Raw genomic sequence first — 24,700 nt, 5'->3', positions numbered from 1 at the left:
ATTCGCTCGTTGTCGCTGCTTAACGACTGATGATCGGAATGAATACCGGCTCGCCGAAGATTGCCTGGCGGGTGAGATAGATCATCGAGAGCCGAATGCTACTGCGTTGGTCTGGATCACGGCGTGATGTGGCCGTTAGGGTGACGTCGTGTCTGAGAGCAAATGGCTGAATTGGCGGTAGATCAACGGTCACCACAATCCCAACATCGATTGCACCACCGTTTAGGGTGACGCTGGTCGGTACGACGCTGGCCCTGAACTTGCTGTCGAGACCGCTGACGGTCAGATCGAAGGTGTCGGTCGCATTACCCAGATTTTCGAGCACGATACCGCTAAATATTACCCGGTTGGAACCATCTGGGATGCCCTGCAAGCGGTCACTGCTGAGCGCAACACCGGTAACCAATCCGACACGCACGCTGTCGAAGATGCTGTCGGTAATGCTCGAATCGCTGCGCGATGTTGCCGTTACCCGGATGCTGCTGAGCACCGTATCGGCGGCCAGTCCCGCCGGTAGGGTGAGGAGGACGGCAATCTCGCGACTCTCGCCTGGCCCCAGATCGACTTGATTTGGTGTGGCAATCGCACTGTGACCATCACCCTGGAGAGCGGTGATGGTGTAGGAATCGGCAGTGAAGCCGAGATTGCGTACCGTATGGGTAATCACGGTTGTCGTGTTGGGAAGGGCAATGACGGTTCGTGCCGGGGTAATCTCGACATCGCGCAGGGCACCGACTTGAACGACGTTTTCGGCACTGGCAAGGAGTGTGCTGTCACCGGTTGCCCGTGCCTCAACCGTGATCGTGTTGCTGGTTCCGGCAGCGGCACCGGTTGGAATGGTGACGGTGACTGTCACGATGGTGCTGCTTCCCGGTGACAGGATTGGGCTGGTAGCCGGATTGACACTCAAAGCCGACCAGCCTGCATCCCCACTCCGAACGCTGAGGTCGTAGGTAATTGTGGTTGAGCCACTGTTGCGCAGGGTGTGGGTGAAGATGGCTGTTGCTCCTGGTAAGCTGTTGATGGTCGTCCCCGGTGAGAGTTCGGCACCGTTCACAGCATTAACGGTGATGCTGTCAAGCACCTCGGCGCTTACCGCCGGGTTACCTTGTGACGTGGCACGGATCGTCGCCGTAACTGTCGTACCGGCGCTGATGCCGGTTGGCACGGTGATCTGTACCGTGACAGTCAGGCTGGCATTACGGGCCAGAGTTGTGGTTGTGGTTGGCACCACCGTGGCAGTCCAACCTGTCGGTAATCCGCTCAGATTGAGCGTAAACGCATCAGGTGCGTTACCGGTGTTGGTCAGGGTATGGCTGAAGGTGATCACGGCCCCCGGATCGGCACTAGCGTTCAGCGGTGTGGGATCGAAACGTAGATTACGGATCGTCGCAACGGTCACTGTTGCATTCACACTAGCGGTGCTATCCGGTGCGGGCGGTATTTGACCACCGTTACGGGCAATTGCCTGTATAGTTACTGTCGCCGCACCGCCATCGGCTGTGGCCGGGACAGCTACCTCTACCACATACGTGCAGGTCGTAGTGTCGGCGGGCACCGGCGATGGGCAGGTACTGCTGTTGCTGATCAGATTCCATCCAGATGGCAGTGTTTGCGTAAAGTCAAACGGTGCTGCGGCGTTACCACCATTGCGCACGGTAACCGTTATGGTTGCTGTGCCGCCGGGCAAGACAGGATCGGGCGTTACCAGCGGTGTGCCGACAAAGACCGGTGTGCCACCCCCGATGACCTGAACGGTTCCACTCGCGGTTTGGTTGGCAGGTGGGTTACTGCCACCGGTGACGCCGGCCTGGACGGTGAAATTGTACGTTCCGACCGGCTCGCTGGCGCTGGCAGTTACGGTGACTGTGATCGGGCGTGATTGACCGGCAGCCAGCGTAAAGGCCGTTGCCGGTGTGGCACTGAACGAGAGGCTGGATGCAGGTGTTGTGCCGGTCGGGGGTGTGATGATGAACGTATCGGTGATATTACCGGTATTGGTCAAAATGTAGCTAAAGTTCACCGTTGCTGCCGGGGTGAGCTGTTGGCTGGTAGGCGGCTGTGCGGTAAAGCTGAAGCTACGTGCAACCGGTACTCGTACCGTGTCGGTTGTTGCCGGATCACTCTGTTCGGTGAAGGTTTGACTTCCCTGCTGGCTGATTGCCCGTACCCGGAACGAGAAGGGATAGTCGCCGGCGAGTAGTGTTGTGCTCGCCGGGGTGTTGGCGACAATGGTCAGGGTGGCTGTTGCTCCAGGGCTGAGCGTTGAGCTGGACAGGGTGGCGGATTGGATATTCCAGCCGGTTGGTGGGGTGCCGCTGAAGACAGGTAAGCCACTGCTGCCATCGGGGCGAATGACGCTGAAGGTACCGACAAGCTGGCCGGTATTGGTGATGGTATGGACAAAGGTGACTGTGTTGCCCGTTCGTTCGACGATCTGACCGGGAGAGACTTCGGGGCGGGCTGGAATGATTGTGATCGCCTGCGCTGTGGTGGTCAGTGTGATTGGGTTCGAGACAGTTTGATCACTGCGGGCCGTAACCGTGGTCGTATCCGTATCGCCGGCAGTTGCGGTAAAGGGGACTGCCACGCTGATGATGAGCTGCGTGTTGCCATTGGGTGGCAGTTCAACCAGCGTCGGTCCACTGGTCCAGCCACGGGTGCTATCGAGTGTCAGTGTGTAGGTGCGGGTGACGAAAGAGGTATGGCTGAGCGTCAGCGTGTACGTCGAGGTACTGCCAATACTGACCGCACGACTGCTCCCGCCGGTAACGGTGAGTGTTGCCGTTGGCGTGCTACAGGCATCGGTTGCGTTAACATCAAGCGCATTTGAGAAGGGTGAGCTGTTGCCCGTCGTTGGATTATGGACGGTAGCGGTGATATAGCCGAGACAGCCGGTGACATTGACGCTGAACGCACCACCAACACCGGTCGTTGTGCTGGTAAGAAAGACTGGCCCCTCGCGGTTGCGGTCGCTGACGCTGGCGCTGGTGGTGAAGATTTCGACCACACAACCGGCACCGCAGCCGGTCGTACCGGTAACAGTAGGCGAGCCAGGGGTTACCGCATTAAATGATGGTGCGGCGAGATCACCATTTGCACCACTACCAAGCCCAATGCCATCCTGAGCATTATCCTGGGTCGTGTTTTGCGAGATCAGAACCCCGGTTACATTATCGGCGACGAAGATACCGTGACCGAAGCCAAGCCGACCGTTACGCACCAGCCGATTGCCGAACAATTGATTATTACTGCTCCTGACCACAATACCGTGGGCAGCGTTGAATGCAGAGGTGTTATTCTGGCCGGTAAAGGCGATCAGATTGAACTCAATGCGGTTGTTTGTTCCGCTATTGAGTTGAATACCGTCCCGACGGGTTGTCGTACCACTACCTGGAGTATCGCTACTTGAAGCGCGTACTCCAATCCGATTACCGCTAATGAGATTATTGCTGGCATTCATGCGCACATTGATACCGCGATCCACCCCGCCGATCAGATTATTGCGGACGGTGTTGTTGTTGGCGTTTGTGATCCGCAAGCCTTCGCTATCGGCGACAATGGTGCTTCCCACCAGGATACCATTACCGTCAGCCCGTACACCAAGATAATTCCCCTGTACTGTATTGCCATTTGCACTACAGCCACTGGCACAAGGCTCGATCAACACCGCAGCACCTGAACCGGTGACAGCAAAATTGCCGGCGGCAATGACATTGCGGTCAGACAGGTTCGCTCCACCAATGACTGAACTACTCCCGTTCTCGATCCAGACGCCGGCATCTCCCGTGCCGTAGCCAACGGTAGGGCTGTTGATTGTAGTGGTTGTGGTTTGTGTACCGGTGGGGTCAACCCCGATATAATTGCCACGCACGACAGTGTTGCCAGAACGAATCCGAATGCCATTGGTGCGAGCGCCGGCAATCACGTTTCCCGGCCCAATGATTGTTGAGACGGCGTTGCGACCGACAAAGATACCTTCACCACCACTCGTCTGGTTGATCGTACCGTTACCAACCGGAAAAGGGTTGCCGCTAGCGTTCAGGGCAACGCCGATGTAGTTGCCGGCGATAGTCGTGGGGCCGCTCGCGAATGTCGTGTCAGCAATAACGATCCCACCATTCGTGTTACCGCCGATATAGTTGCGTCCGGCAATGGGGTTGAGTGGATCACCAATCTCGGTATTGATTGCGCCGTAAGTTCCACCGCCACTTACCAGGATGCCGATGCGGTTGGCGATTACAGTGCCGGTGGGATTGACACCGATCCAGTTGCCGGTGATACGTGTGCCGCGTGGAATGGATGGCGAGCCGCTGCTAGTAGAGTCGCTGAACAAAACAATACCGGCGGCATTTGCACCGGTATAGCCACCGATCAGATTACCACTGATCAGCGTGTTGTAGGCATAGTTCTCAATCGAGATACCACCAAGATTTCCTGGATCGGAAGTAGTATCCTGATCGGCATCGCCGCTGACTGTGGTGCCGATATAGTTGCCAACGATCTGGTTCCCGTTAAGCGGGGTTGTGTTGAGATTATTGCTCACACCAATATCGGCGACAGTGTTCCCGCTGATTACGTTACGGTCGGTCGGATTGCCGGTGCCGATGCGGTTATTACTGGCACCACCATCAATCAAAATACCATACCCGGTGTTTGGTTCAGGCGAACCGTTCAGGTGCCCAATCCAGGTATTGACAATCAGGTTATTCTGCGCATTGTTACGCAGGTAGATACCGGAACCACCGCCGGTAAAACCAATCCCTCGACTAAAGCGGATGATGACCAGTCCACGGATAACATTATCGTTCGAGGCAATAACGATGCCGTGGGCCGGAATAACGTTATTGCTTGCATCCCGCAACTGCTCACCGCTCACGATGATCGTATGGTTATCACCCGCATCAATCGTGGTACCGCCTTCGCTGAGGGGAGGCAAGCCGCTATTCTGCACATAAATCGTGCCGCTCACACTAAAGGTGATTGTGTCAGGCACACCGTTGCTGTTCGCAGTCAGAATTGCCTCACGTAGCGTGCAGCCGTCGGGTGCAGTTGTGCAGGCGCCATCATTCGTATCGGCAAGGGAATTGACAACCAGTGACGCTGCGCTGGCCGGTTGCGCAAATGGCAACAGGCTCACCAGGATGAGAAAGAGCAAGGCAAGGCGAAAACGGCGGTGCATAGCGCCACTCCTAGTTCATGACCAGCGGTACCCAGATGGCCGGCACCAGAACACCTGATGAATCGCGAACGACCGCAACATCCTGCACTTCTGCACCACTCAGTGGCTCAGTTGTGTCGGGAATCGAAACCCAGATGCGCAGGGTTTCACGACTGCCCGGCAAGATCAGTTCGCTAATCTGCACTCTGACCCGCAGCACGATCTGATTGATCTTGCCGCTATCGGCGATGTTATCGAGAGTCACCCGATTGCCGCTGATGGTGACACCGCTGGTTGCCGACTCGAACGCGATCAGGGTACTGCCACGGCTGGCGGCAAAATTGAGCTGGAAGGTGGCGCGGCCATTGCTTGTATTGCGCAAGGTGTGCAGGAAGACAACCTCGCGCCCGGCACGGACATCTTGCTCGTAGCTGCTGCGCAGTTCAGCAGCATAGCGTAAGCCAACAGTAGTGGTATCGGTCATCGTGATCGCCTGGGAGCCGAATCCGCGCGGCGTGGCGGTAATAACGGTTGTCGCACGTACCGGATTACCGCTGGGGGTTGTCGTCTGAGCACCCGTAGGCACAGTAATGCGCACGGCAATCTCGGTACTGGCTCCCGGTGCCAGGGTGACCGATGGGGTGAGTACCGTCGTGTTGTAGGTGTCGAGACCAACCAGATCGGCAGTCGTCGCGCTAATATCAATCGGTACGGTGACGTTGCCGTTATTGGTGATTTGGTGGCGATAGATGTAGGAGTCTGAAGGGAGAACGGTGGCAGCACCGGTAAGTGGGCTGGCAGCCAAAACCGGTAATGCCTGTACTTCCGTCCTGAGCGTTTGTGTGATTGCGCTCATTGCCGGTGCAGTGAGTGAGAGCGTCGTGGTGTCGGTAATTGGTACCTGGATCGAGGGATGGGTACCGGTGGGCAGAGTCAGGGTTATAGTGATCTGGCGAGTGCCACCGGGTGGTAATGAAAAGCGCTCAGCCGGGTCGGTAGCAACAGTCCAGCCGCTCAGGGTGCCAGAGGTACTCAGTCGAATGCGATTGATCTGAAGCGTACCGTGATTCTCAAGTTGCAGCCGATAACTGATGCTGCTGCCGGGTGCTGCGCTTTGCTGCACCGGATCGAGCGGGATCAGGCGTAAATCGACCGTTGGTGTAAAGATGTGAAATGGTGAGGTATTGCCAAACTGATCGGTTGCGGCAAAGATTAGTTGACGATAGGTGGCCGGCGCGTCAAGCATTTGGGCATTGAAGACCCCACTCGCGCTGACCTGATTAATGTCGGCGCGGGTGTTGCCGTTGACCACCACCTGAAGCTGTTGCCATCCCTGACCGTCGGCGCTGGGCAGGTCGGGATTGGGGCTATAGACCTGGATCGTGCAGCCGGCGCAGGCCGAAACAGGGACAAGGTCTTCTTCTCGTTCGGCGGTGCTGGTGAAGACACGACCGGTGATGATGCCATCCTGGGAAACTTGAATATCAAAAGGTGGATCAATGCTGTGGTTGGGCCGATTGAGACTCTGGTCTGGATCGGCGCCTGTGCCACTGTACAGGGTTGTATTGGCGAGATGGATGCCACCTGCGCTGTTGGCCGCCATCTGATTTTGGGTGATACCCACTCGTTGGGCGGTATCGGTCACCAACACCGCATAGCCGGTATTGGCGCGAATGCGGTTGCCGGTAATCCGCACATTCCGACTATTGCCACCAACCTGCACCCCATCGCCACCGTTCTCTTCAATTGCGTTCGCGTTGTCAATGATCACGGCGCTTGAGTCGGTCAGGCGAACACCGTCGTCCGTATTCAGCCGCAGCAGATTGCCGCTGAGGGTTGCAGTTGTTACGTTCGTTAAGGCAATACCAACCCCTGCCGGGCGGGCAAGCGGTGTGGTACCGCCACCCGGATCATTGATCCAGCCGATCTGGTTTTGGGTAAGCGTCGCCGATTGGACATTGGTCAGCTCAATGCCGGCGGCGCTACCATTGCCGCCGATCACATTGCCGGCAACGCTGATCTGCGCAGCATCGGTGATGCGGATGGCCGGGCCGGCATGGGCGGCAGCGACGCTGTAGGCGTCACCGGTCGTATCACGGCGCAGACCAAGAATGTTGGCGCGCACGGTAATGCTCACACTGCTACTACCACTGATGTCGATGCCGGGGCCGTTTGCTGCCGCAATGACATTGCCGGTGGTGTTACCGATGGTCACATTCGTGCTATTCGTCACCGAAATACCGGCGGTGACACTCCCGGCAACACTCCGCCCGTCGGCGTGGAGACCGATGAGATTGCCATCGAGCGAGACATTACTGGCGTTCGCGATCTGGAGATCGTAAGCGGTGTTTGCGGCTACGGTAGAAGCGGTCATCGTGACATTGGTGGCACCGTTGATCGCCACGCCGCCATTGTTGGCAGCCAGAATACCGCCGGGCAGCGCACCGACAAAGGCGTTGGTAATAGTGACGTCACTTATTCCCGGCCCTATCCAGATACCCGGCCCACCATTCCAGCCGATACGCAGGGTAGTCGCACTGCTACCAATTGTCGTGGTACCGGCACTCTCAGTGAGATAGATGCCGCCCTGTGTGTTTGGTCGAGCATTGATACCGCTCCGACTCAAGCCAACAACAACGTAGCCATCAATCGTGGTGTTGGATGGTGCCGCACCACCGTTGGCGTGGATTCTAATGCCGGCCCCGCTATTGCCACCGATCACCAGGGGTTGGGTCTGGTTCGTACTACCGATGCGGGTGGCCTGAGCACCATCTTCAATCCGCACGCCGTCGCCGTTGTTGCCGAGACCGGTTTCGGCTTCCAGATTCACCCCGATCAAATTACTGGCAATGGTTGTCGTCAGGGTTCGGGAGCCGCTAATCAACACCCCACTCAGGCCATTACCACCGATAATATTACGTTCAGAGTTCTCTGTACCACCGATAAGATTGCGTTCGGCGCGTCCGTTGGGGTCAATCGTTGTATCGCTCAGAATCTGGACACCGAAGCCACCGTTTGGACGAACGACAGTGGCAGTGGTAAAGAGGACACCGATCCGGTTACCCTGGATACGGTTGTCTGAGGCATTGCTAATGACAATCCCGTTTACCGTATTACCGGCAATCGTGTTTGGTTGATTGGCCGCGCCGATCTGATTATTACCGGCAGCACTACCGCTAATCACAATCCCATTGCGGTTACGCAAGGTGTCTGGTGGCACAGAACCGTCGAGTGTTAACCCGATGCTGCAATTACGCACCGTATTGCCGCTACTGCTGATGTAGATACCACTGCCGCGGTTACGTGCCGGCATCGTTACTGGCCCCGTAAATAACCAGACCCTCAATGATGGCACCACCACCACTGAGTACCAGGCCGGCATCATTATTGTTTGCATTGATGGCAACCTGTGGAGCGCCATTAAGAAGATCGGCACTGATGGTCACATTCGCTCTGGTGATTGGTGGTAAGCGCTGGCCGGTTGTGATTGTGATAATGTAGGGCGCTGATGCGACTGAACCTTCCGTAACAAGATCAAAGTTGATCGTAATGCGATTGCTGCCGGCAACGGCGTTGGCTTTCGCGATAGCCTGGCGGAGGCTGCAATTTGCGTTTGGCAGTGCATCTGTACAGTGCGTGTTGAGATCGGCTACTGGATTATCAGCCAATGTATCAACGAAAAACTGATCGATCCCTGCCTGACTAAAACTACGCTGAGGCCAGATCAGCGTGCCGGCAACGAATAACAGGCCAACAACGAACCACCAGATTCTGCGCGCAGACATGCGATCTCCTTGCGCCGACGTTACGGCGCGCAGCAGGAAGGTGCCGCAGCACCCTTTGAACAGCTTCTCAACCAGTTGTCATTGATTGTAGCATGCCTGTATGTCGGTCAAAATGGGGGGTGAGACAGGAATTTAGTACTGTTTTTCTCACAGGCGAGGAAGAATGCCTATTGTACGCAGATACGCAATCGAGGTGGCATACTGCTGATCTTCGTAGAGACTGATCTGCTCTTCACCGGCACCACGCTCCCACGGAGTACGCCAGTCGTCATCGCGCAGGCGCATTGTCTGCGCGAAGAGTCGTAACACCGGCAAGACTTCTCGCACATCGCACGGTGGATACCCCTGCCACCAGTCATCGTCGAGAATGCGCACATGACGGGCGCTATGGCTGACCAGTTCGATCTGGCAGGCAACATCAGGGGCATAGTGCTCGATTAAATGAAAGAGACGACGAATATCGAGATCACCTTCACCCAGTGCGCAGCGTACCAATCGCCAGCCCTGCGTCGTCGGGTAGGTCTCGTAGTCGGCGAGATGGACATTGCGGATCAGCGGTCCCAGGCGTTCAAGGGCTGCATACGGCGTTTCACCCACTACCAGACAATTCACAGCATCAAAGCAGACCCCAATGTGCGGGCTATCTACCGCTGCGCATATAGCGGCCAGATCGGCGCTGGTCGCGTCCTGGTGATTTTCAACGGCCAATATAATATTGTGTTCGGCAGCCAGATCGATAACTGCCCGTAACCGATCTGTCACATCGGCCAGATGGGCAGGCCAGTCGGTGGTAAAGGGTCGTCGGTACCCTTCCAGCACCGGGCTGATCAGCACGCGCAAGACGTGAGCGCCGATCATGGCTGCCGCCGGAATATGGGCACGCAGCGTATCAACATCAACAATATCGCTATCGGCGACCGGGGTCAGACCGCATAGCGTGAGCCGTTCGCGCAGAGCGCTGAGTCGACCTGGCGACAGATCGGGAAGCAGACTGAGAGGAAATTCAACGCTCTGCAGACCGGCACGGCTGGCCAGGGCCATCACACCCTCAATATCGAGCGGATGGCTAACCGCACGGGGCGTGCCGCGCCCGATCAAACCACAACGATAGCTAAAACTCAAAGCGGAAAGACCGATCAACACGGCCAAACCTCATCTCACTTCAAGGTCTTCTATCATACCACATGTGTTGCTGACCGTGAGTTACGCAGTCTGATTCTCGGCAGTCTGTCGGGCAGTGCTTTCCGGAGCCTGCTGTTCGGCGATAGAAGCGATCACAATCCCGACGAGCAACAGGGCAATTCCGACAAACTGTAAGAAGGCAACGGTCTCACCGAAGAGAAGAAACGCGAGTAGCGACGATCCGATTGGCTCACCGAGAATGGCGACGGCGACATACGTGGCCGATAAACCGCTGAGCGCATAGTTAAAAGCAGTGTGCCCAAGGAGTTGTGGGCCGAGTGCCAGACCGAGTACAAAGAGATATGCCTGCGGGGGAAAGCCGAGAAACTGCTGTCCACTGATCAATGTCCAGATCACCAACACGACGGCAGCACTGGTGTATACCAGCCAGATGTAGGCCATCGTCGAAAGGCGGCGACGGAGATCGCGCCCAATCAACAGATAACCGCTGGCCGTCATCGCACCGATCAACGCGAGTGTATTGCCGAGCAAGGGATTGCTCTGCGTCGAACTGCTGCTATCGCTAATGCCGATCACAATGGTGCCAATCAGGGTGAGGGCAATCCCAACCAGGATTGTCCAGGGCAACCGTTCGCGAAACAAAAAGAGTGAGGCCAGCCCAACCCAGAGTGGATTGGTTGAGACGAGTGCCGCACTGCTTGCTACCGACGTATATTCGAGTGAGCTAATCCAACTGGCGAAGTGGATCGCCAGAAAGACACCTGCTGCTGCGCCAAAGATCACATCGCGGCGCGATAGGTGGCGAATTTCCTGACTAGAACGGTGCAACGCCAGTGGCGTCAGAATCAGGGCGGCCAATCCCAATCGTCCGGCAGCGATGCTCAGCGACGACATGCCGGTGCCCTGAGCGTAACGAATCAGGATTGATGCCGTTGACGCGATCAGAACCCCGGCGAAGAGCACGGTGTACAGCCACAAGCGGTGTCGATTCATACAGTTACTTTCGTCCAGCGCACCAGAGGAGCGGCTACCCACGTAGGTGGCGGCGATTGATAGAGTTGGGTGGCATCACTGGCCACCAGATCGAGAATCTCACCCTGGAGAGGGCCGCGTAAAAAGCGGAAGACCTGACCGGCATCGCGGGCATCACTCTTGGCGCGCACGCAGTGTTGATTGTACCCCCAATAATCGCCGTTCGCCAGGAGTTGCATGCCCTCTTCAATCGTTTGGCGTGCCAGTTCCAGACCACCTTCGGCGGGAGCGAATGACTGTTCAGGTGGGTCGCCGTAGCCAATACCGTGGTGGAATGGATCGGCGGTAGAGACAATCACTGCATCCTGAGCCAGTTCGATCAACTCTTCAATGCCGGGCAGTAATTCTGGATGCCCACCGGCCAGGTAGGGATAACGTTCGATCACCTGCGGGCCACGAATCCCGCGCCGACGGGTTTCCAGTTCCCAGAAGAAACGAAAGCTGTAGAGCGCGTGATCGAGTTGCCATTCATTTCCGCGTTGAAGCCCTGGCCCCTGGATACCCCAATAACGCTCGGCAGAAGGAGAGCCACCGGCAGCCACGCGCCGGCGAGCCTGCTCCATCTCGTCATTCCAGGCGTGCAGCACGCTGATAACCAGCACTCGATCTGCGCCGCTATCGAGGCAGGCGTGAACGGCAGCAGCAATCTGGTGACCGCAATCGGCGACCCCGGCATGGGGAAAGACAATCACGCCACCGGCAGCCAGGGTGGGGGCGAGATTCCACTGGCGAGCGCGTTCCAGCAACTCGTAGCCACCGCGCTCGCCAAGGGCTTCGTGTTCAGCGCGGTAGAGATCGTGGATGGCCCGGTTCAATTCATCTCTACGCATACCTTATCCGAACTGTTCAACAAAGCGTTGGTCGCCGCTATAGAACCAGCGAATATCGTCGATACCGTATTTGAGCATCGCTACTCGTTCGGGGCCAAACCCACCCGCGAAACCACTGAACTCTGCCGGATCATACCCGCCGTTGCGCAGCACGTTTGGATGTACCATCCCGCACCCGCCAATTTCGAGCCAGCCGGCATATTTGCAAATCCGACAGCCCTTCCCACCGCAGAGGAAGCAGGTCACATCCATCTCGGCACTGGGTTCGGTGAAGGGGAAGAAACTGGGGCGCAGGCGAACCCGGGTGCCTGGACCAAACATGCGTTCGGCGAAAAAGCTGAGCGTGCCCTTCAAATCAGCCATCGTGACATTCCGCCCAACCGCGAGAAACTCGAACTGGTGGAACATCATCTCGCTGCGTACCGTTACCTGTTCGTTGCGGTAGACCTTGCCGGGGATGAGTACGCGCAGCGGATTGGGCGCATTGCGGCGCATAGCATGGATCTGACCGGGTGAGGTGTGGGTGCGCAAGAGTACGGAAGGTGCGCCAGCCGGCATCTCGACATAAAACGTGTCCTGCATATCGCGGGCCGGATGGTCATCGGGGAAGTTTAGCAAACTGAAATTGAATGCGTCGTACTCAACTTCAGGGCTTTCCCAAACCTGAAACCCCATCTCGGCAAAGATATGCTGAACCTGGCGCAGAATCTGGTTGGTCAGATGGACATAACCGACGGCAGGGCGACGACCGGGCATTGTAACGTCGATGCGCTCGGCGGCCAGCTCAGCAGCAACGGCCTGTGCTTCCAGGCGCTCTTTCGCAGCGCTGAACGCTGCTTCGAGTTGCTCGCGCAAGGCATTGACCCGCTGACCGACCAGTGGGCGTTCGGAGGCCGGCAATGCACCAAGCCCCCGGCTGAGACGCGACAGACGACCCTGTTTGCCGATAAAGCGGCTCTTCCATTCGGTGAGTGCAGACAAGTCGGCAACAGTCTCAAGCGCGGTCAGGGCTTCTTGTTCGAGAGTTGTCAATTCATCGAGCAGTGTGGTCATGTGACACCATAGATTATTAGCGGCAAGTGGTATCTCTCTGCTATTATAATCCGAGTTCGGGTTAGTGTAACAAACAATGGTGGGCTACACCAGCAGGTGTCCCGGTACCACGTTTATTCTGAGTCTAATGAGCAACCGTCTGTTGCCGGAGCGCTTCAAACAGGATGATGCTGCCGGCCACCCCTGCGTTGAGCGACTCGATAGAACCGCTCATCGGGATGGTAATCGTCTGATGCGCCAGCGCACGTGCAGGTTCGCTCAAGCCATGGGCTTCGTTGCCAACAATGAGCGCCGCCGGTTGACGCCAATCGACGGCATAGTAGGGCTGTTGACCGGCGCTGTCGGCAGCATACACAGTGTATGACTGCAACTCAGCACGTATCGTCTCCCAGGGCGAGACCCGCAATGGTACTAAAAAATGGGCTCCCATTGCGGCGCGGGCCACCTTGGGATTGAAGGGATCGACGGTACCGGGGGCACACATCACAAGCCCGACTCCAGCCGCGGCTGCGGAACGGAGCAGCGTCCCAACATTGCCAGGGTCTTGAATGGCATCCAGGACCAGCCGAAGACCAGGGCGGGGCGGTAATTCTGGCCAGGTCACTGCGGCAACAACGCCTTGTGGTTGTTCAGTATCGGCGGCGGCGACAATAACAGCGGGAGTGGCCGGAAAGCAATGAGGCAGGTGACGGAGGCGATTGAGCAGTGCAGTGCCGGCGGTCGTCGTTGCCAGTTGGTCGGGAGCGTAGAGCACAAGGCGCACCTCAGCACCGGCAGTAAGGGCATCGGTAACGAGGCGCACACCTTCAATAACGAAGCTACGCTCGCGTCGCCGGTGGCGGGCCGATTCGGCGAGCGAGCGCAGCCATTTAACGTGGTGATTTGCAGGGCTGGAAATCAACGCCACAGCAGATCAGGGGATCGTTATGCAGTAACCGCAGCCTGTGCCTGCTCGACAATGCGGGCAAACGCCTGCGGATCGCGAACTGCCAGATCGGCGAGCATCTTGCGGTCGATCTCAATATTTGCCTGCTTCAAGCTATTGATCAGGCGGCTATAGGTCGTACCGTGCAGTCGGGCAGCCGCGTTGATGCGCATAATCCACAGCCGGCGAAAATCGCGCTTGCGGCGGCGGCGGTCGCGATACGCATCGGCGAGTGCGTGCATCACCGCCTCATGGGCAACCTTATAGTGACGGCTACGAGCGCCGCGGTACCCTTTTGCCTGCTCTAACAACTTCTTGTGGCGCTTGCGCACCATAATGCCACGCTTTACACGAGCCATGATCATTCTCCTCTCGCGGATCGGTCAGGAGGTGGCGTACCGAACCCTGAACTTCATCCGCACTACACATGTTCACCTTTAAATACCCGGTGCCATACAGTGCACCAGTTATATGACATCAACTTCACATCGAACGGACTGATCAACCCTACTCCAGGCCGTAGGGCAGAGCGGTTTGCAGCATACGGCGGTTGGTGGGAGAAATCGGCTGATCTTTACCCCAGGCTCGCTGCGAGCGGCTAGGGCGGTTGCGCTTATTCCCACGGACACCACGCTGTTGCAGAAACTTACCTGACGCAGTAACTTTGAAGCGCTTTTTCGCGCCCTTGTGCGTCTTCATTTTCATCTTAGGCATCGACAATCTCCTCTAGTGCCACTGAACAGCGGCTAGCCGTCCGGCATCGTATCACTTAGCGTCGTCTCCGGCGATTTCGCTCGTCGTCCTCGTCATCATCATCGTCATCTTCAAAATCGTCGTCTTCGTCGTCGTAATCTGCAACGAAGGTGTCGTCGTCGTCCTCATCTTCTTCGACGACATCGCCATCATCAATCAGCTCTTCCTCTTCTTCATCTGCCGGTTCTGCCGTAGCAGGAGTAGATGCCGCACTTGTCGCTGGCTTTGCTGACTCGGCGGTTGTTGTGCGCTGAGCTGCTGCCTTTTGGGCCTGTTGTGCTGCCTTCAACACCTTGGCGGTTGGGGCAAGCAGCATTGACAAAACCCGTCCTTCCATGAGCGGTTTCTGCTCGATGACAGCAATATCGCTCAATTGCTCGGCGATTTGATCGAGCATTTGACGCCCGATTTCGGGATGAGCCATTTCGCGACCACGGAAGCGCAGATTAAACTTAACCTTATCGCCCGCCAGTAAGAAACGTCGTGCTTGATTTGCCTTCACTGCGACGTCGTGGTCATCAGTTTTCGGCATCAGTCGAATCTGCTTCAGTTCCGACTGTTTCTGATTACGGCGTGCTTCACGCTCTTTTTTGCTCTGCTCGTAGCGGAATTTGCCATAATCGAGCAGACGGCATACCGGTGGAACCGCATTAGGCGCAACTTCGACGAGATCAAACCCTCGTTCTTCAGCCATTGCCAGCGCCTCACGCAGGGGAACAATGCCAACCTGGGTGCCGTTCTCGTCGATGAGACGCACTTCACGGGCGCGAATGCGATTGTTGATGCGAAACCGGTCTCTAATGGCACGACTCCTTCGTCTTGCAACAGGTGACAGTCGTGGCAAAGATGAAGACGACCTGTTGTCACCCTTACGGCTAACTGCAACAATAAGATGACACCGCTCTACAGCGATGTCTGGTCAATTGGGCATTATACCAGTCAGTGGAATGATCGTCAAACATGGAGCAGCCTGCTCACGGTGGATGTTCCACGACCAATCATCAAACGCAGGTGTGCAATCGTGCCAGTGCACGTGCAGGTTCCGGGCTGCGTGCATGGTGGTTATGTCTGACGGTCATTCGTTGAGCGGGGTGCGATTGGAAAACCCTGGCGAATTATTCACAACTCGCTTGACAAAATCTCTTCTGCATACTATTGTAATAGCAGATTGCAATCGATTGCAAAATCTGATTACGCATGAGCAAAAAATCTGTTCAAACACTTGAAGATATTGCACGGCTGGCCAACGTCTCGCGTTCGACCGTTTCACGGGCTTTGAACAATAGCCCTCTAATTAGCAAGCAGACCAGAGAGCGGATTCAGGCTATTGCTCGTGAGCATAATTTCTGTCTTAATGTCTCAGGGCGCAATCTCAGATTACGTAGTAGCCGTACCATTGCCTTTGTTGCTCCAATGTGTTTCCCACCCGTAGCTTCAGCCGAACATCTATTTGGGCTGGAGATGCTGGGTGCTATCTGGAGCGGTCTCCACGAGCTAAATTATGATTGTCTGATTGTACACAGTGCCTCACAAGATACTGATTGGGTGCATCGTTATCTGCATAGCGGTCGTGTTGATGGTTTCATTCTCATGGAATCAAGTTTCAAGCAAACCCAAATTGAGGCGCTGGTGCAGATGAAGGTGCCATTCATTGTTTGGGGTATGCCGGTGTCACCCTTTAACTACTGCTCGGTGACGGGTGATAATGTTGCGGGAGGGCGACTGGCAACCGAATACCTGATTCGTACCGGTCGGCAACGGATCGCCTTCCTTGGTGGGTTGAAAGGTACTTTAACGGTTGAGAACCGTTTCAAAGGCTACGAGCAGGCATTGCAGCTCGCCGGACGAGCATTAGACCCCGCGTTGATCGTATACGGTGATTACACGTATGCATCGGGAGCTGCTGGCATGCAACGTCTCCTTGAACGCGCTCCTGATCTGGATGCGGTCTTTGTCAATAGCGACCTGATGGCGATTGCAGCCATCAATGTGATTCAGGAGAGCGGGAGAAGTGTTCCAGCGGATATTGCCGTTGTCGGATACGATGATCTGTCGATTGCCGGTTATGCGACTCTCCCGTTGACCACAATACGGCAGAATATTCCTCTGGCTGGCAAACTTCTCGCTCAGAACTTGATTCAGCATATCGAAACGGGGCTGGTTACGAATGTGACGGTTCCGGTAGAGCTAGTGATTCGGAAGTCAGCGTAAGATTATTTTTGTCCGTTGTGCAATCGATTGCATAACATTCGTATGGCGCGACCCTCCCTTGCGTTCGACAGAAAGGTTGTTCACGATTTATGCCGACGAACAAGACACGAGTCTCAGGCATAGGCCTCATTGTGCTGGCATTTGTTGCCTTCATTGCCCTCGGTCTGCCCGATGGCCTGCTCGGTGTTGGCTGGCCATCGATTCGCGACAGTTTTGCCGTTCCACTTGATGCAATTGGGATGCTGCTGACGACGGTCATTGCCGGCTATATGATTTCGAGTTTCTTCAGTGGGTTCCTCCTCTCGCGGTTGGGGGTAGGTCGGATGTTGGCGGCAAGTTGTTTGCTGACCGGGATGGCGCTGATCGGTTATACCGTCGTTCCCCACTGGTGGATGATGGTAGCGCTGGGGGTTTTTGCCGGGTTGGGTGCGGGGGCGATTGACGCCGGTTTGAACACGTATGTGGCAGCGCATTTTGGTGAAACGCTGATGCAGTGGCTCCATGCCAGTTGGGGTGTCGGGGTTACGATTGGTCCCATCCTGATGACGCTTGGGCTGACGACGCTGAACACGTGGCACTTTGGTTACCAGATTGTCGGTATTTTTCAGATCGCGCTGGCGATCTGTTTTGTCCTCACGTTAGCGATGTGGGCCAGCCATGCGCGCAATGTGCCATCAGGTGACGAGCCTGCCAAACGACTGACCGATTACCAGACACCGATGATCGAAACGCTACGCCAGCCGCAGGTATGGCTGAGTGTCATGCTGTTTTTTCTGTATGTGGGCGCAGAGTCCTCTCTGGGAATCTGGACTTATACGCTGTTGACCGAGTCGCGGGGTGTGGATCAGGCATTGGCAGGCTTTTTTGCAGGTAGCTACTGGTTTACCTTCACTATCGGGCGGATCGCGGCGGGGATGATTACGATCCGAACAGGAGCTACCAGACTGGTGTTCACGGGGCTGTCAGGCGCGCTGCTAGGTGCAGTTTTGCTGATCTGGAATCCCTCGCAATTGATGAATGTGGTAGCGGTGGCTTTAATTGGCCTGGCGATTGCCCCGATCTTCCCGGCACTGATGTCTGACACCAGCATGCGCGTGGGCGATCACCATGCCGCCAATACGATAGGGATGCAGATGACTGCAACAGGATTTGGTACCGCAGTGATCCCCGGCCTGATGGGTGTACTGGCGCAGCGCGTCTCGCTGGAGATAATTCCGCTCTGTCTGCTGGTGGTATATGCCAGCCTATTCGGATTGTATCTTCTTGTCGTGCGGCTACGAAGGGTGTCGGTTACGGTTGTGGCAGCGAAGACCGGGCCAACCCAGGCTATCAAATAAGGCTGTTTACGCTGAAGCATGCCTGATCACTGTTTAAAGCTCTCCAGATTGGACGACCGTGTGGTATGCACGTGCCGTTTATAGCAGAAAGGAAATGAAAGTATGACCACCAATGACGCTCTCGTCCAACGTGCCAATGATCTCCTTGCAGCGATGACCCTGGAAGAGAAGGCCGGGCAGATCAGTCAGTACTTTTACTTTAGAGGATTGACGGCGCAAAACGAACTGGTCGAAGCTCAGGTGCGCGCCGGGCAGGTCGGTAGTCTCTTGTTTGTCGCTGATCCACGCGAGACGAATCGGTTGCAACGCATCGCCGTTGAGGAAAGTCGCCTTGGTATTCCGCTGTTGTTTGGCTTCGATGTGATTCATGGCCTGCGGACGATCTTTCCCGTTCCGCTGGGCATGGCTGCATCCTGGGACCCGCAGCTTTATGAGCGTGTCCAGGCGATAGCGGCGCGTGAAGCGCGAGCGGTGGGTATCCACTGGACGTTTGCTCCGATGGTGGATATTGCCCGTGATCCCCGTTGGGGGCGGATTGTTGAGGGTGCCGGCGAAGACCCATACCTTGGTGCGCAGATGGCCGCGGCGCAGGTGCGTGGTTTTCAGGGTGAGGCAATCGGCGCGCCTGAGCACGTTGTCGCCGGCCCGAAGCACTACGTCGGTTACGGCGCAGCGCTTGGTGGTCGTGATTATGACGAGGTGAACATCTCGGAGAGCGAGTTGCGCAATGTGTACCTGCCGCCATTTGCCGCGGCAGTGGCCGCAGGAGCAGGCAATGTCATGACTTCCTATGTTGGCATCGACGGAGTGCCCGGTGCTGCCGACCGCTACCTGCTTACCGATGTACTGCGTGGCGAACTTGGTTTTAAGGGCTTTGTGGTAAGTGATGCAGCAGCGGTGATGGACCTGGTTACCCATGGCTTTGCCCGTGATGCGCAGGATGCTGCGGTACGCGCCCTGCGGGCCGGTCTCGATATGGAGATGTGGCTCGGTATGCGCTTTGTGCCGGGCACCAATCCGATTCCGACGGTGGGAGCCTTCAGCACGCTTGCCGAGGCTGTGCGCAGCGGAGTGATTGAGGAGAGTCTGCTCGATGAAGCAGTTCGCCGGGTACTGCTCGTGAAGTTGCGTCTGGGTCTGTTCGAGCAGCCGTATGTGAATGAGGGTGCAGCGGGCGCTATCCTGAACGATCCTGCACACCGCGAGATGGCACGGATTGCAGCGGAACGGGCGGCGGTATTGTTGCGAAACGAGGGTAACATTCTACCGCTTGATCGCTCTGCTGTGCGCCAGGTGGCAGTGATCGGCCCGCTGGCAGACGACCGGGCGGCCACGCTGGGGCCGTGGGTCTTTGCACCCGATCTCAATGCCACGGTCACCGTTCTGGAAGGACTACGGCGCACTGCCGGCGAAGGTGTGCGGGTCGAGTACGCGCCTGGAGTGCCCATGCCGACACGTGCGATCCCCTCGCCGTTCGCGTCACTGTCGCAGGCACTCGGTATGCCGGCGTCGTCTGAGACATCTTTTGACGAGGAGGCGGAGTTTGCCCGTGCAGTTGCACTGGCCCGCGCATCGGATGTAGCGGTACTGGTGCTTGGTGAGGCAGCCGATATGAATGGTGAGGCTGCCTCACGTTCGACCCTTGATCTGCCGGGTCGTCAGCTTGAATTGTTAGAGGCGGTTGCCGCAACGGGTACGCCGGTCGTCGTTGTATTGTTGAGTGGGCGACCGCTCGATCTGCGTCGCGTGTTGCCATGCTCGGCGGCCATCCTGGTCGCGTGGCACCCCGGTAGCGAAGGTGGGAATGCAGTGGCCCGATTGTTGTGGGGTGATGCCACACCCGGCGGCAAGCTGCCATTTAGCTGGCCGCGCAGTGTTGGACAGGTACCCATCATCTACTCACGACTGAACTCGCACCAGCCTGCTACCAGCCACCAGCGCTACTGGGAAGAAGAGAGCACTCCGCTCTATCCCTTTGGCTTCGGTCTGACCTACGGTCAGGTCGAGTATCGCAATTTGACGTTGAGTGCAACGCAGATCGGCCTGGAGGACACGATTGAGGCCACTGTCGAGGTTCACAATACATCGGCGAGGGAAGTCGAGGAGGTCGCCCAGCTCTACCTGCACCAGCGCTACGGGCGTGCTGCCCGTCCGGTGCGCGAGCTGAAGGGATTTGAGCGGGTAACGCTCAAGCCGGGAGAGCGGCGAACGTTGCGCTTTGCGATACCCCCTTCGGCACGCCGCTACTGGAGCAAGGCCGACAGTGCCTACGTGCTTGACGAGTCGGATTTTGACGTTTGGGTAGGCGGTGATTCGACAGCAGCGCTACACGCCGAATTCTCGGTGCGGAGCAGCACTGTCTAAATGTTTTCGAGTACATGCGAAAAGGCGACGCTGCACCCGTTCCGTAGTGAACGTCTTACCGGCAGCCGATTCAACCAGGCTGCCGGTAAATTAAAGAACCAGTAACGATGAAGAGCAAGACCAAGAACACTAAAACCCGCGCGCAGATTGAAGCCATGGTTGCCAGGGCATTTGGTGGGATGGCGCTGGCCGATGACGAAGGTGCAGTTTATGAGCTGAAGGATGGCTGGTTCAATGCGGTGTACAGCATCCGGCTCGCCAATGGGCAGGAAGTTATCCTCAAGATCGCCCCACCACCTGATGCAGAAGTGATGTCGTATGAGAAGAACATCATGGCAACCGAGGTTGCCACCATGCGTCTGGTTCGACAAAACCCGGCTATTCCCGTGCCCAACATTTACTTCTGCGATGATACGCATGAGGTGTGTGATGCGGACTACTTCTTTATGGAGAAACTTGCCGGGGATACGCTTGCGCATATGCGAGCGCGCTTGCCTGCCGCGACCCTGGCAACGCTCGAATACCAGATTGGTACCATTATCCGCGAGATCAACAGTTTTCGCGGTACCTATTTTGGGTATGAAGGGAATCCCGATCTGCGCGCCAGTACCTGGAAAGAGGCATTCATCAGGATTATGGATGCGGTGCTGGAAGACGCCGCTCGCAAACGGGTAACGTTTGACTACAGCTACGATGAAATCCGCGACGTGGTTTGGAAACACGCTGCTGCGCTAGAGGAGGTTACTATACCGTGCCTGGTGCACTGGGATGCCTGGGATGCCAATTTCTTTGTTCAGCAAGGTCGAATTGTCGGAATCATTGACTTTGAACGGGTATTATGGGCCGATCCACTAATGGAAGCTCAATTTCGGCCATTTTTTGGTGATGGAATTACTAACAGCATGCGCGGCTACGGCAAGACATCATTCACCTTTGCCGAAAAACAACGCTGTTACCTGTACTCATTGCATCTTGCTTTAGTGATGCATACCGAGTGTTATTACCGCAATTACGATACTGATGAAATCTTCAATTTCTCCAAAGGTTTTATTGCGAGAAGTATGGCGTGGTTGCGGGCTAACTACGTGTATGGATGAACCGACATGTCCGAGTCAAGGCAGGTGACTTTTCTGTACGTTACATGCAGGGTTCGGTCATTCTTTATACACGGTTCACGCATATATCAAAGTAACTTCTGAACCCTATCTCTGTGACCGTAGAGAGATCTCTACTCAGGCTTTGTTCATCATTCTTGCCACGTTCTTGATATATATCCACGACCTGTGTCATACTAAGGTCACAATGGAACAACATCTGATACCCCCTGGTTGGTGCGAATTATCCCCAAGGTAATGTTTGTTCGATCCGCAAAAGTAGATCAAAGCGAAGGAGTAAACAGCTTATGAAAGTAAAAAACAAAGTCTTCGTCGTCACAGGAGGGGCGAGCGGTTTAGGTCGCGAGCTGGTTTTACGGCTGCTCGATATGGGGGCGAATGTTGCTGCCGTGGATATCAATGGTGCGGCGCTTGACGAACTGGTCGGGCAGGCAGGTCAGGCCAGGAGCAAACTTTCTACCCATGTGGTGAATATTGCTGATCTGGCGGCTGTTCAGGCGCTTCCCGAAAAAGTTCTGTCTGTCCATGGAGCAGTTGATGGTCTGATCAACAATGCGGGCATCATTCAGCCTTTTGTCAAAGTAAACGACCTGGAGGATGCGGCAATTGATCGGGTATTGAAGGTTAACTTCTATGGCACACTTTACATGACAAAATCGTTCTTGCCGTACCTGATCAAACGACCAGTAGCGCACATTGTCAATATTTCCAGTATGGGGGCGCTGGTGCCGGTGCCTGGACAAACAATGTACGGTGCCTCAAAAGCTGCCGTTAAGCTCTTCACCGAAGGTTTGAGGAGTGAGCTGCTTAACACCAATGTTCGGGTGACGATTGTATTTCCGGGTGCGATGGCTACCGATATTGTCAAAAATTCTAACGTGGCTCAGTCTTCACTGCCTATGCAGGCAGCGCAGGCACAACGTTCGAGTCGCATGAAGGCACTTTCGCCAAAGGAAGCTGCACGCATCATCATAGACGGTATTGAAGGGGATCGCTATCGCATTCTTGTCGGTTCAGATGCGCGAATGATGGACTGGCTCAGCCGACTGAATCCCCGCTGGGCAGCCGAATTGATCTACAGGCAGATGCAACATCTGTTGTCTCGGTAATGTTCAATACAGGAGAACGCATATGGATCGATCTGATTACCAGACGGACGTTCTCATTGTCGGGAGCGGAGCCGGTGCGCTGGTGGCAGCACTGGTGGCGAAGGAGGCCGGACTCGAGACACTGGTGATCGAAAAAACTGATCTGGTAGGTGGTTCAAGCGCTATGTCGGGTGGCGGATTGTGGATTCCCAACAATCCGGTGTCGCGCGAGGCCGGGGTAGAAGATTCGTTTGAGATGGCGTGGCGTTATTTAGAAGAGGTGGTACCGGCTGCCGGTCCCGCTGCCTCACCCGATCGGCGGCGAGCTTTTTTAGAGTACGGGCCACAGATGGTTGAGTTTCTGCGTCGCCTTGGCTTTCGGTGGCATGCCGCCATCGGGTATCCAGATTACTACCCTGAACGTCCTGGTGGCTCGAAACGCGGGCGCGCCATCGAGGGAAGCATCTTCGACGGCCGTCAATTAGGGCCATGGCTGAAACGGCTCCGTCCTTTCCCGGGTGCGCCACCAATACCGATACATACAAATGAGGTTGCTTCTTTTTTGGTTTCGTTGCGTACAGTGCGCGGATTCCTCATGGCCATGCGTGTCTTTGGGCGGTTCTTTCAACGAGCGCTGGGTAAGGTGCCGATGGGTCTGGGGGCGTCGCTCGTAGGCCAACTGCTCTGGTTATGTCTGCAACGGAATATCCCGATCTGGCTCGAAAGCTCTCTCGAAGAATTGGTCGTTGATCATGGACGGGTTGCCGGCGCTGTTGTGCGCCGTGAAGGGCGCACTCTGCGTGTGGCAGCTCGTAGAGGGGTGTTGCTGGCAGCGGGTGGTTTTGAGCATCACGGCGAGATGCGTGAACGCTATCTTCCCAAGCCCACGAGTACCGACTGGGCTGTAGGTGCATCGGGCAATACAGGCGATGCCATTCGTGCCGCCCAGGCTCTCGGTGCGGCGGTAGCCTTAATGGATAAGGCCTGGGGTGGGCCTGTGGTGATACTCCCGCAAGGTCAGGTGTCGTTTCTGGTCGGCGAGCGCTCGTTGCCGTTCTCCATCATTGTTGATAGCAAGGGCGAGCGTTTCATGAACGAGTCGGCTTCATATGTCGATTGCTGGCGTTGGCAATATGAGCGGCACAGGCAGACGCCGGCCATTCCGGCCTGGCTGATCATGGAAAGCCGTCATCGCCGCTACTATCCGTTTGGGTTATTGCCGCCGGGCATTACGCCGCAATCGGCCACCAGCTCCCAATTCCTGGTGCGCGCGCAAACATTGCGAGAGCTGGCGATGCGTATTGGTATCGATCCCGATGGGTTAGAACGCACAGTAGTGCGGTTTAATCGAATGGCACAGCAGGGTAAGGATGAAGATTTCCACCGTGGTGAGAGTGCTTACGACCGTTTCTACAGCGATCCGCGCGTAAAGCCCAACCCCAATCTCGGCCCGCTAGAACGTCCACCTTTCTATGCGACGGCTATCTATCCCGGCGAACTGGGGACACTGGGTGGTCTGTTGACAGATGAGTGGGGACAGGTGCTGCACGAAAATGGCGAGCCTATTCCCGGTCTGTACGCCACAGGCAACACCTCGGCCTCAGTGTTCGGAGGCACTTATCCAGGCCCCGGTTCCACGTTAGGCCCGGCGTGTACCTTTGCCTACATAGCCATGCAGCATATCGTGCAAAATATGCAACTTGTCGAGCGGGTGTAATATCACATTGGCGCATCATTACCTATCACCGGATATGCGGTGAACCGTGACTATCCATCTCATCCGCAATGATCCGTAGGGATCACCTGCATGATAGGGTAGGTGGGTTCCGTAGGGGCGGGTTCTGAACCCGCCCCTACGGGTGGTGCGTGTACCTGTTCACATTGCTATACGAGGGGGCGGCGA

17 protein-coding genes are annotated in these 24,700 nt (G+C 56.2%); 6 read left to right on the top strand and 11 right to left on the bottom strand.

What is annotated here, in order from left to right; genetic code table 11:
• Positions 1-19: 19 nt before the first annotated feature.
• The 11 genes from CAUR_RS01995 to infC form a co-directional block, all read right to left on the bottom strand.
• On the bottom strand, positions 20-5,182 hold the full coding sequence (locus CAUR_RS01995) for an NEW3 domain-containing protein (protein ID WP_012256298.1): 5,163 nt from the start codon (positions 5,180-5,182) through the stop codon (positions 20-22).
• Between the two features lie 10 nt (positions 5,183-5,192).
• A complete protein-coding gene (locus tag CAUR_RS01990; protein WP_012256297.1) occupies positions 5,193-8,474 on the bottom strand; it encodes a right-handed parallel beta-helix repeat-containing protein in 3,282 nt (1,093 codons plus the stop codon).
• Positions 8,461-8,946: a hypothetical protein gene (locus CAUR_RS21385; protein ID WP_012256296.1), complete on the bottom strand. Its 486-nt coding sequence runs from the start codon at positions 8,944-8,946 to the stop codon at positions 8,461-8,463. Before CAUR_RS21385 ends, CAUR_RS01990 begins: the two co-directional genes overlap by 14 nt.
• Positions 8,947-9,093: 147 nt before the next feature.
• On the bottom strand, positions 9,094-10,089 hold the full coding sequence (locus tag CAUR_RS01985; protein WP_012256295.1) for a sugar phosphate isomerase/epimerase family protein: 996 nt from the start codon (positions 10,087-10,089) through the stop codon (positions 9,094-9,096).
• A 60-nt stretch (positions 10,090-10,149) separates the two neighbouring features.
• Positions 10,150-11,082 (bottom strand): DMT family transporter, encoded by a 933-nt coding sequence (locus CAUR_RS01980; RefSeq protein WP_012256294.1) that lies wholly within the window; start codon positions 11,080-11,082, stop codon positions 10,150-10,152.
• Entirely contained in the window at positions 11,079-11,951 is an 873-nt protein-coding gene (locus CAUR_RS01975) for a hypothetical protein (protein WP_012256293.1), read from the bottom strand. The genes CAUR_RS01980 and CAUR_RS01975 overlap by 4 nt, the downstream gene beginning before the upstream one ends.
• A gap of 3 nt (positions 11,952-11,954) precedes the next feature.
• Positions 11,955-13,004 carry a phenylalanine--tRNA ligase subunit alpha gene (gene pheS, locus CAUR_RS01970; protein WP_012256292.1) on the bottom strand — a complete coding sequence of 350 codons (1,050 nt, stop codon included), beginning with the start codon at positions 13,002-13,004 and terminating at the stop codon, positions 11,955-11,957.
• A gap of 124 nt (positions 13,005-13,128) precedes the next feature.
• The gene (locus CAUR_RS01965; protein WP_012256291.1) at positions 13,129-13,911 is read right to left on the bottom strand and encodes a TrmH family RNA methyltransferase; all 783 of its coding nucleotides are present in this window, start codon (positions 13,909-13,911) and stop codon (positions 13,129-13,131) included.
• Positions 13,912-13,928: 17 nt separating this feature from the next.
• Positions 13,929-14,288: a 50S ribosomal protein L20 gene (gene rplT / locus CAUR_RS01960; protein WP_012256290.1), complete on the bottom strand. Its 360-nt coding sequence runs from the start codon at positions 14,286-14,288 to the stop codon at positions 13,929-13,931.
• Positions 14,289-14,436: 148 nt separating this feature from the next.
• The gene (locus CAUR_RS01955) at positions 14,437-14,643 is read right to left on the bottom strand and encodes a large ribosomal subunit protein bL35 (RefSeq protein WP_012256289.1); all 207 of its coding nucleotides are present in this window, start codon (positions 14,641-14,643) and stop codon (positions 14,437-14,439) included.
• A gap of 55 nt (positions 14,644-14,698) precedes the next feature.
• A complete protein-coding gene (gene infC, locus CAUR_RS01950; RefSeq protein WP_012256288.1) occupies positions 14,699-15,526 on the bottom strand; it encodes a translation initiation factor IF-3 in 828 nt (275 codons plus the stop codon).
• Positions 15,527-15,879: 353 nt separating this feature from the next.
• On the opposite strand from infC, the gene CAUR_RS01945 reads away from it, so the two are divergent.
• From CAUR_RS01945 to CAUR_RS01920, 6 genes are all read left to right on the top strand, one after another.
• Positions 15,880-16,893, top strand: coding sequence for a LacI family DNA-binding transcriptional regulator (locus CAUR_RS01945; RefSeq protein WP_012256287.1), 1,014 nt, complete (start codon positions 15,880-15,882; stop codon positions 16,891-16,893).
• A gap of 89 nt (positions 16,894-16,982) precedes the next feature.
• Complete coding sequence (locus tag CAUR_RS01940; protein ID WP_012256286.1) at positions 16,983-18,230, top strand: MFS transporter; 1,248 nt, start codon at positions 16,983-16,985, stop codon at positions 18,228-18,230.
• 102 nt (positions 18,231-18,332) lie between these two features.
• Positions 18,333-20,594 (top strand): glycoside hydrolase family 3 N-terminal domain-containing protein, encoded by a 2,262-nt coding sequence (locus CAUR_RS01935; RefSeq protein WP_012256285.1) that lies wholly within the window; start codon positions 18,333-18,335, stop codon positions 20,592-20,594.
• Between the two features lie 107 nt (positions 20,595-20,701).
• On the top strand, positions 20,702-21,691 hold the full coding sequence (locus tag CAUR_RS01930) for an aminoglycoside phosphotransferase family protein (protein WP_012256284.1): 990 nt from the start codon (positions 20,702-20,704) through the stop codon (positions 21,689-21,691).
• Between the two features lie 305 nt (positions 21,692-21,996).
• A complete protein-coding gene (locus tag CAUR_RS01925; RefSeq protein WP_012256283.1) occupies positions 21,997-22,818 on the top strand; it encodes an SDR family NAD(P)-dependent oxidoreductase in 822 nt (273 codons plus the stop codon).
• A 22-nt stretch (positions 22,819-22,840) separates the two neighbouring features.
• The gene (locus CAUR_RS01920) at positions 22,841-24,514 is read left to right on the top strand and encodes an FAD-binding protein (protein WP_012256282.1); all 1,674 of its coding nucleotides are present in this window, start codon (positions 22,841-22,843) and stop codon (positions 24,512-24,514) included.
• Positions 24,515-24,700 lie beyond the last annotated feature (186 nt).

The sequence above is a fragment of the Chloroflexus aurantiacus J-10-fl genome, assembly GCF_000018865.1.
GTDB lineage: Bacteria > Chloroflexota > Chloroflexia > Chloroflexales > Chloroflexaceae > Chloroflexus > Chloroflexus aurantiacus.
The sequence above is the reverse complement of the archived record's forward strand: the minus strand, read 5'-3'. Positions and strand labels throughout refer to the sequence as shown.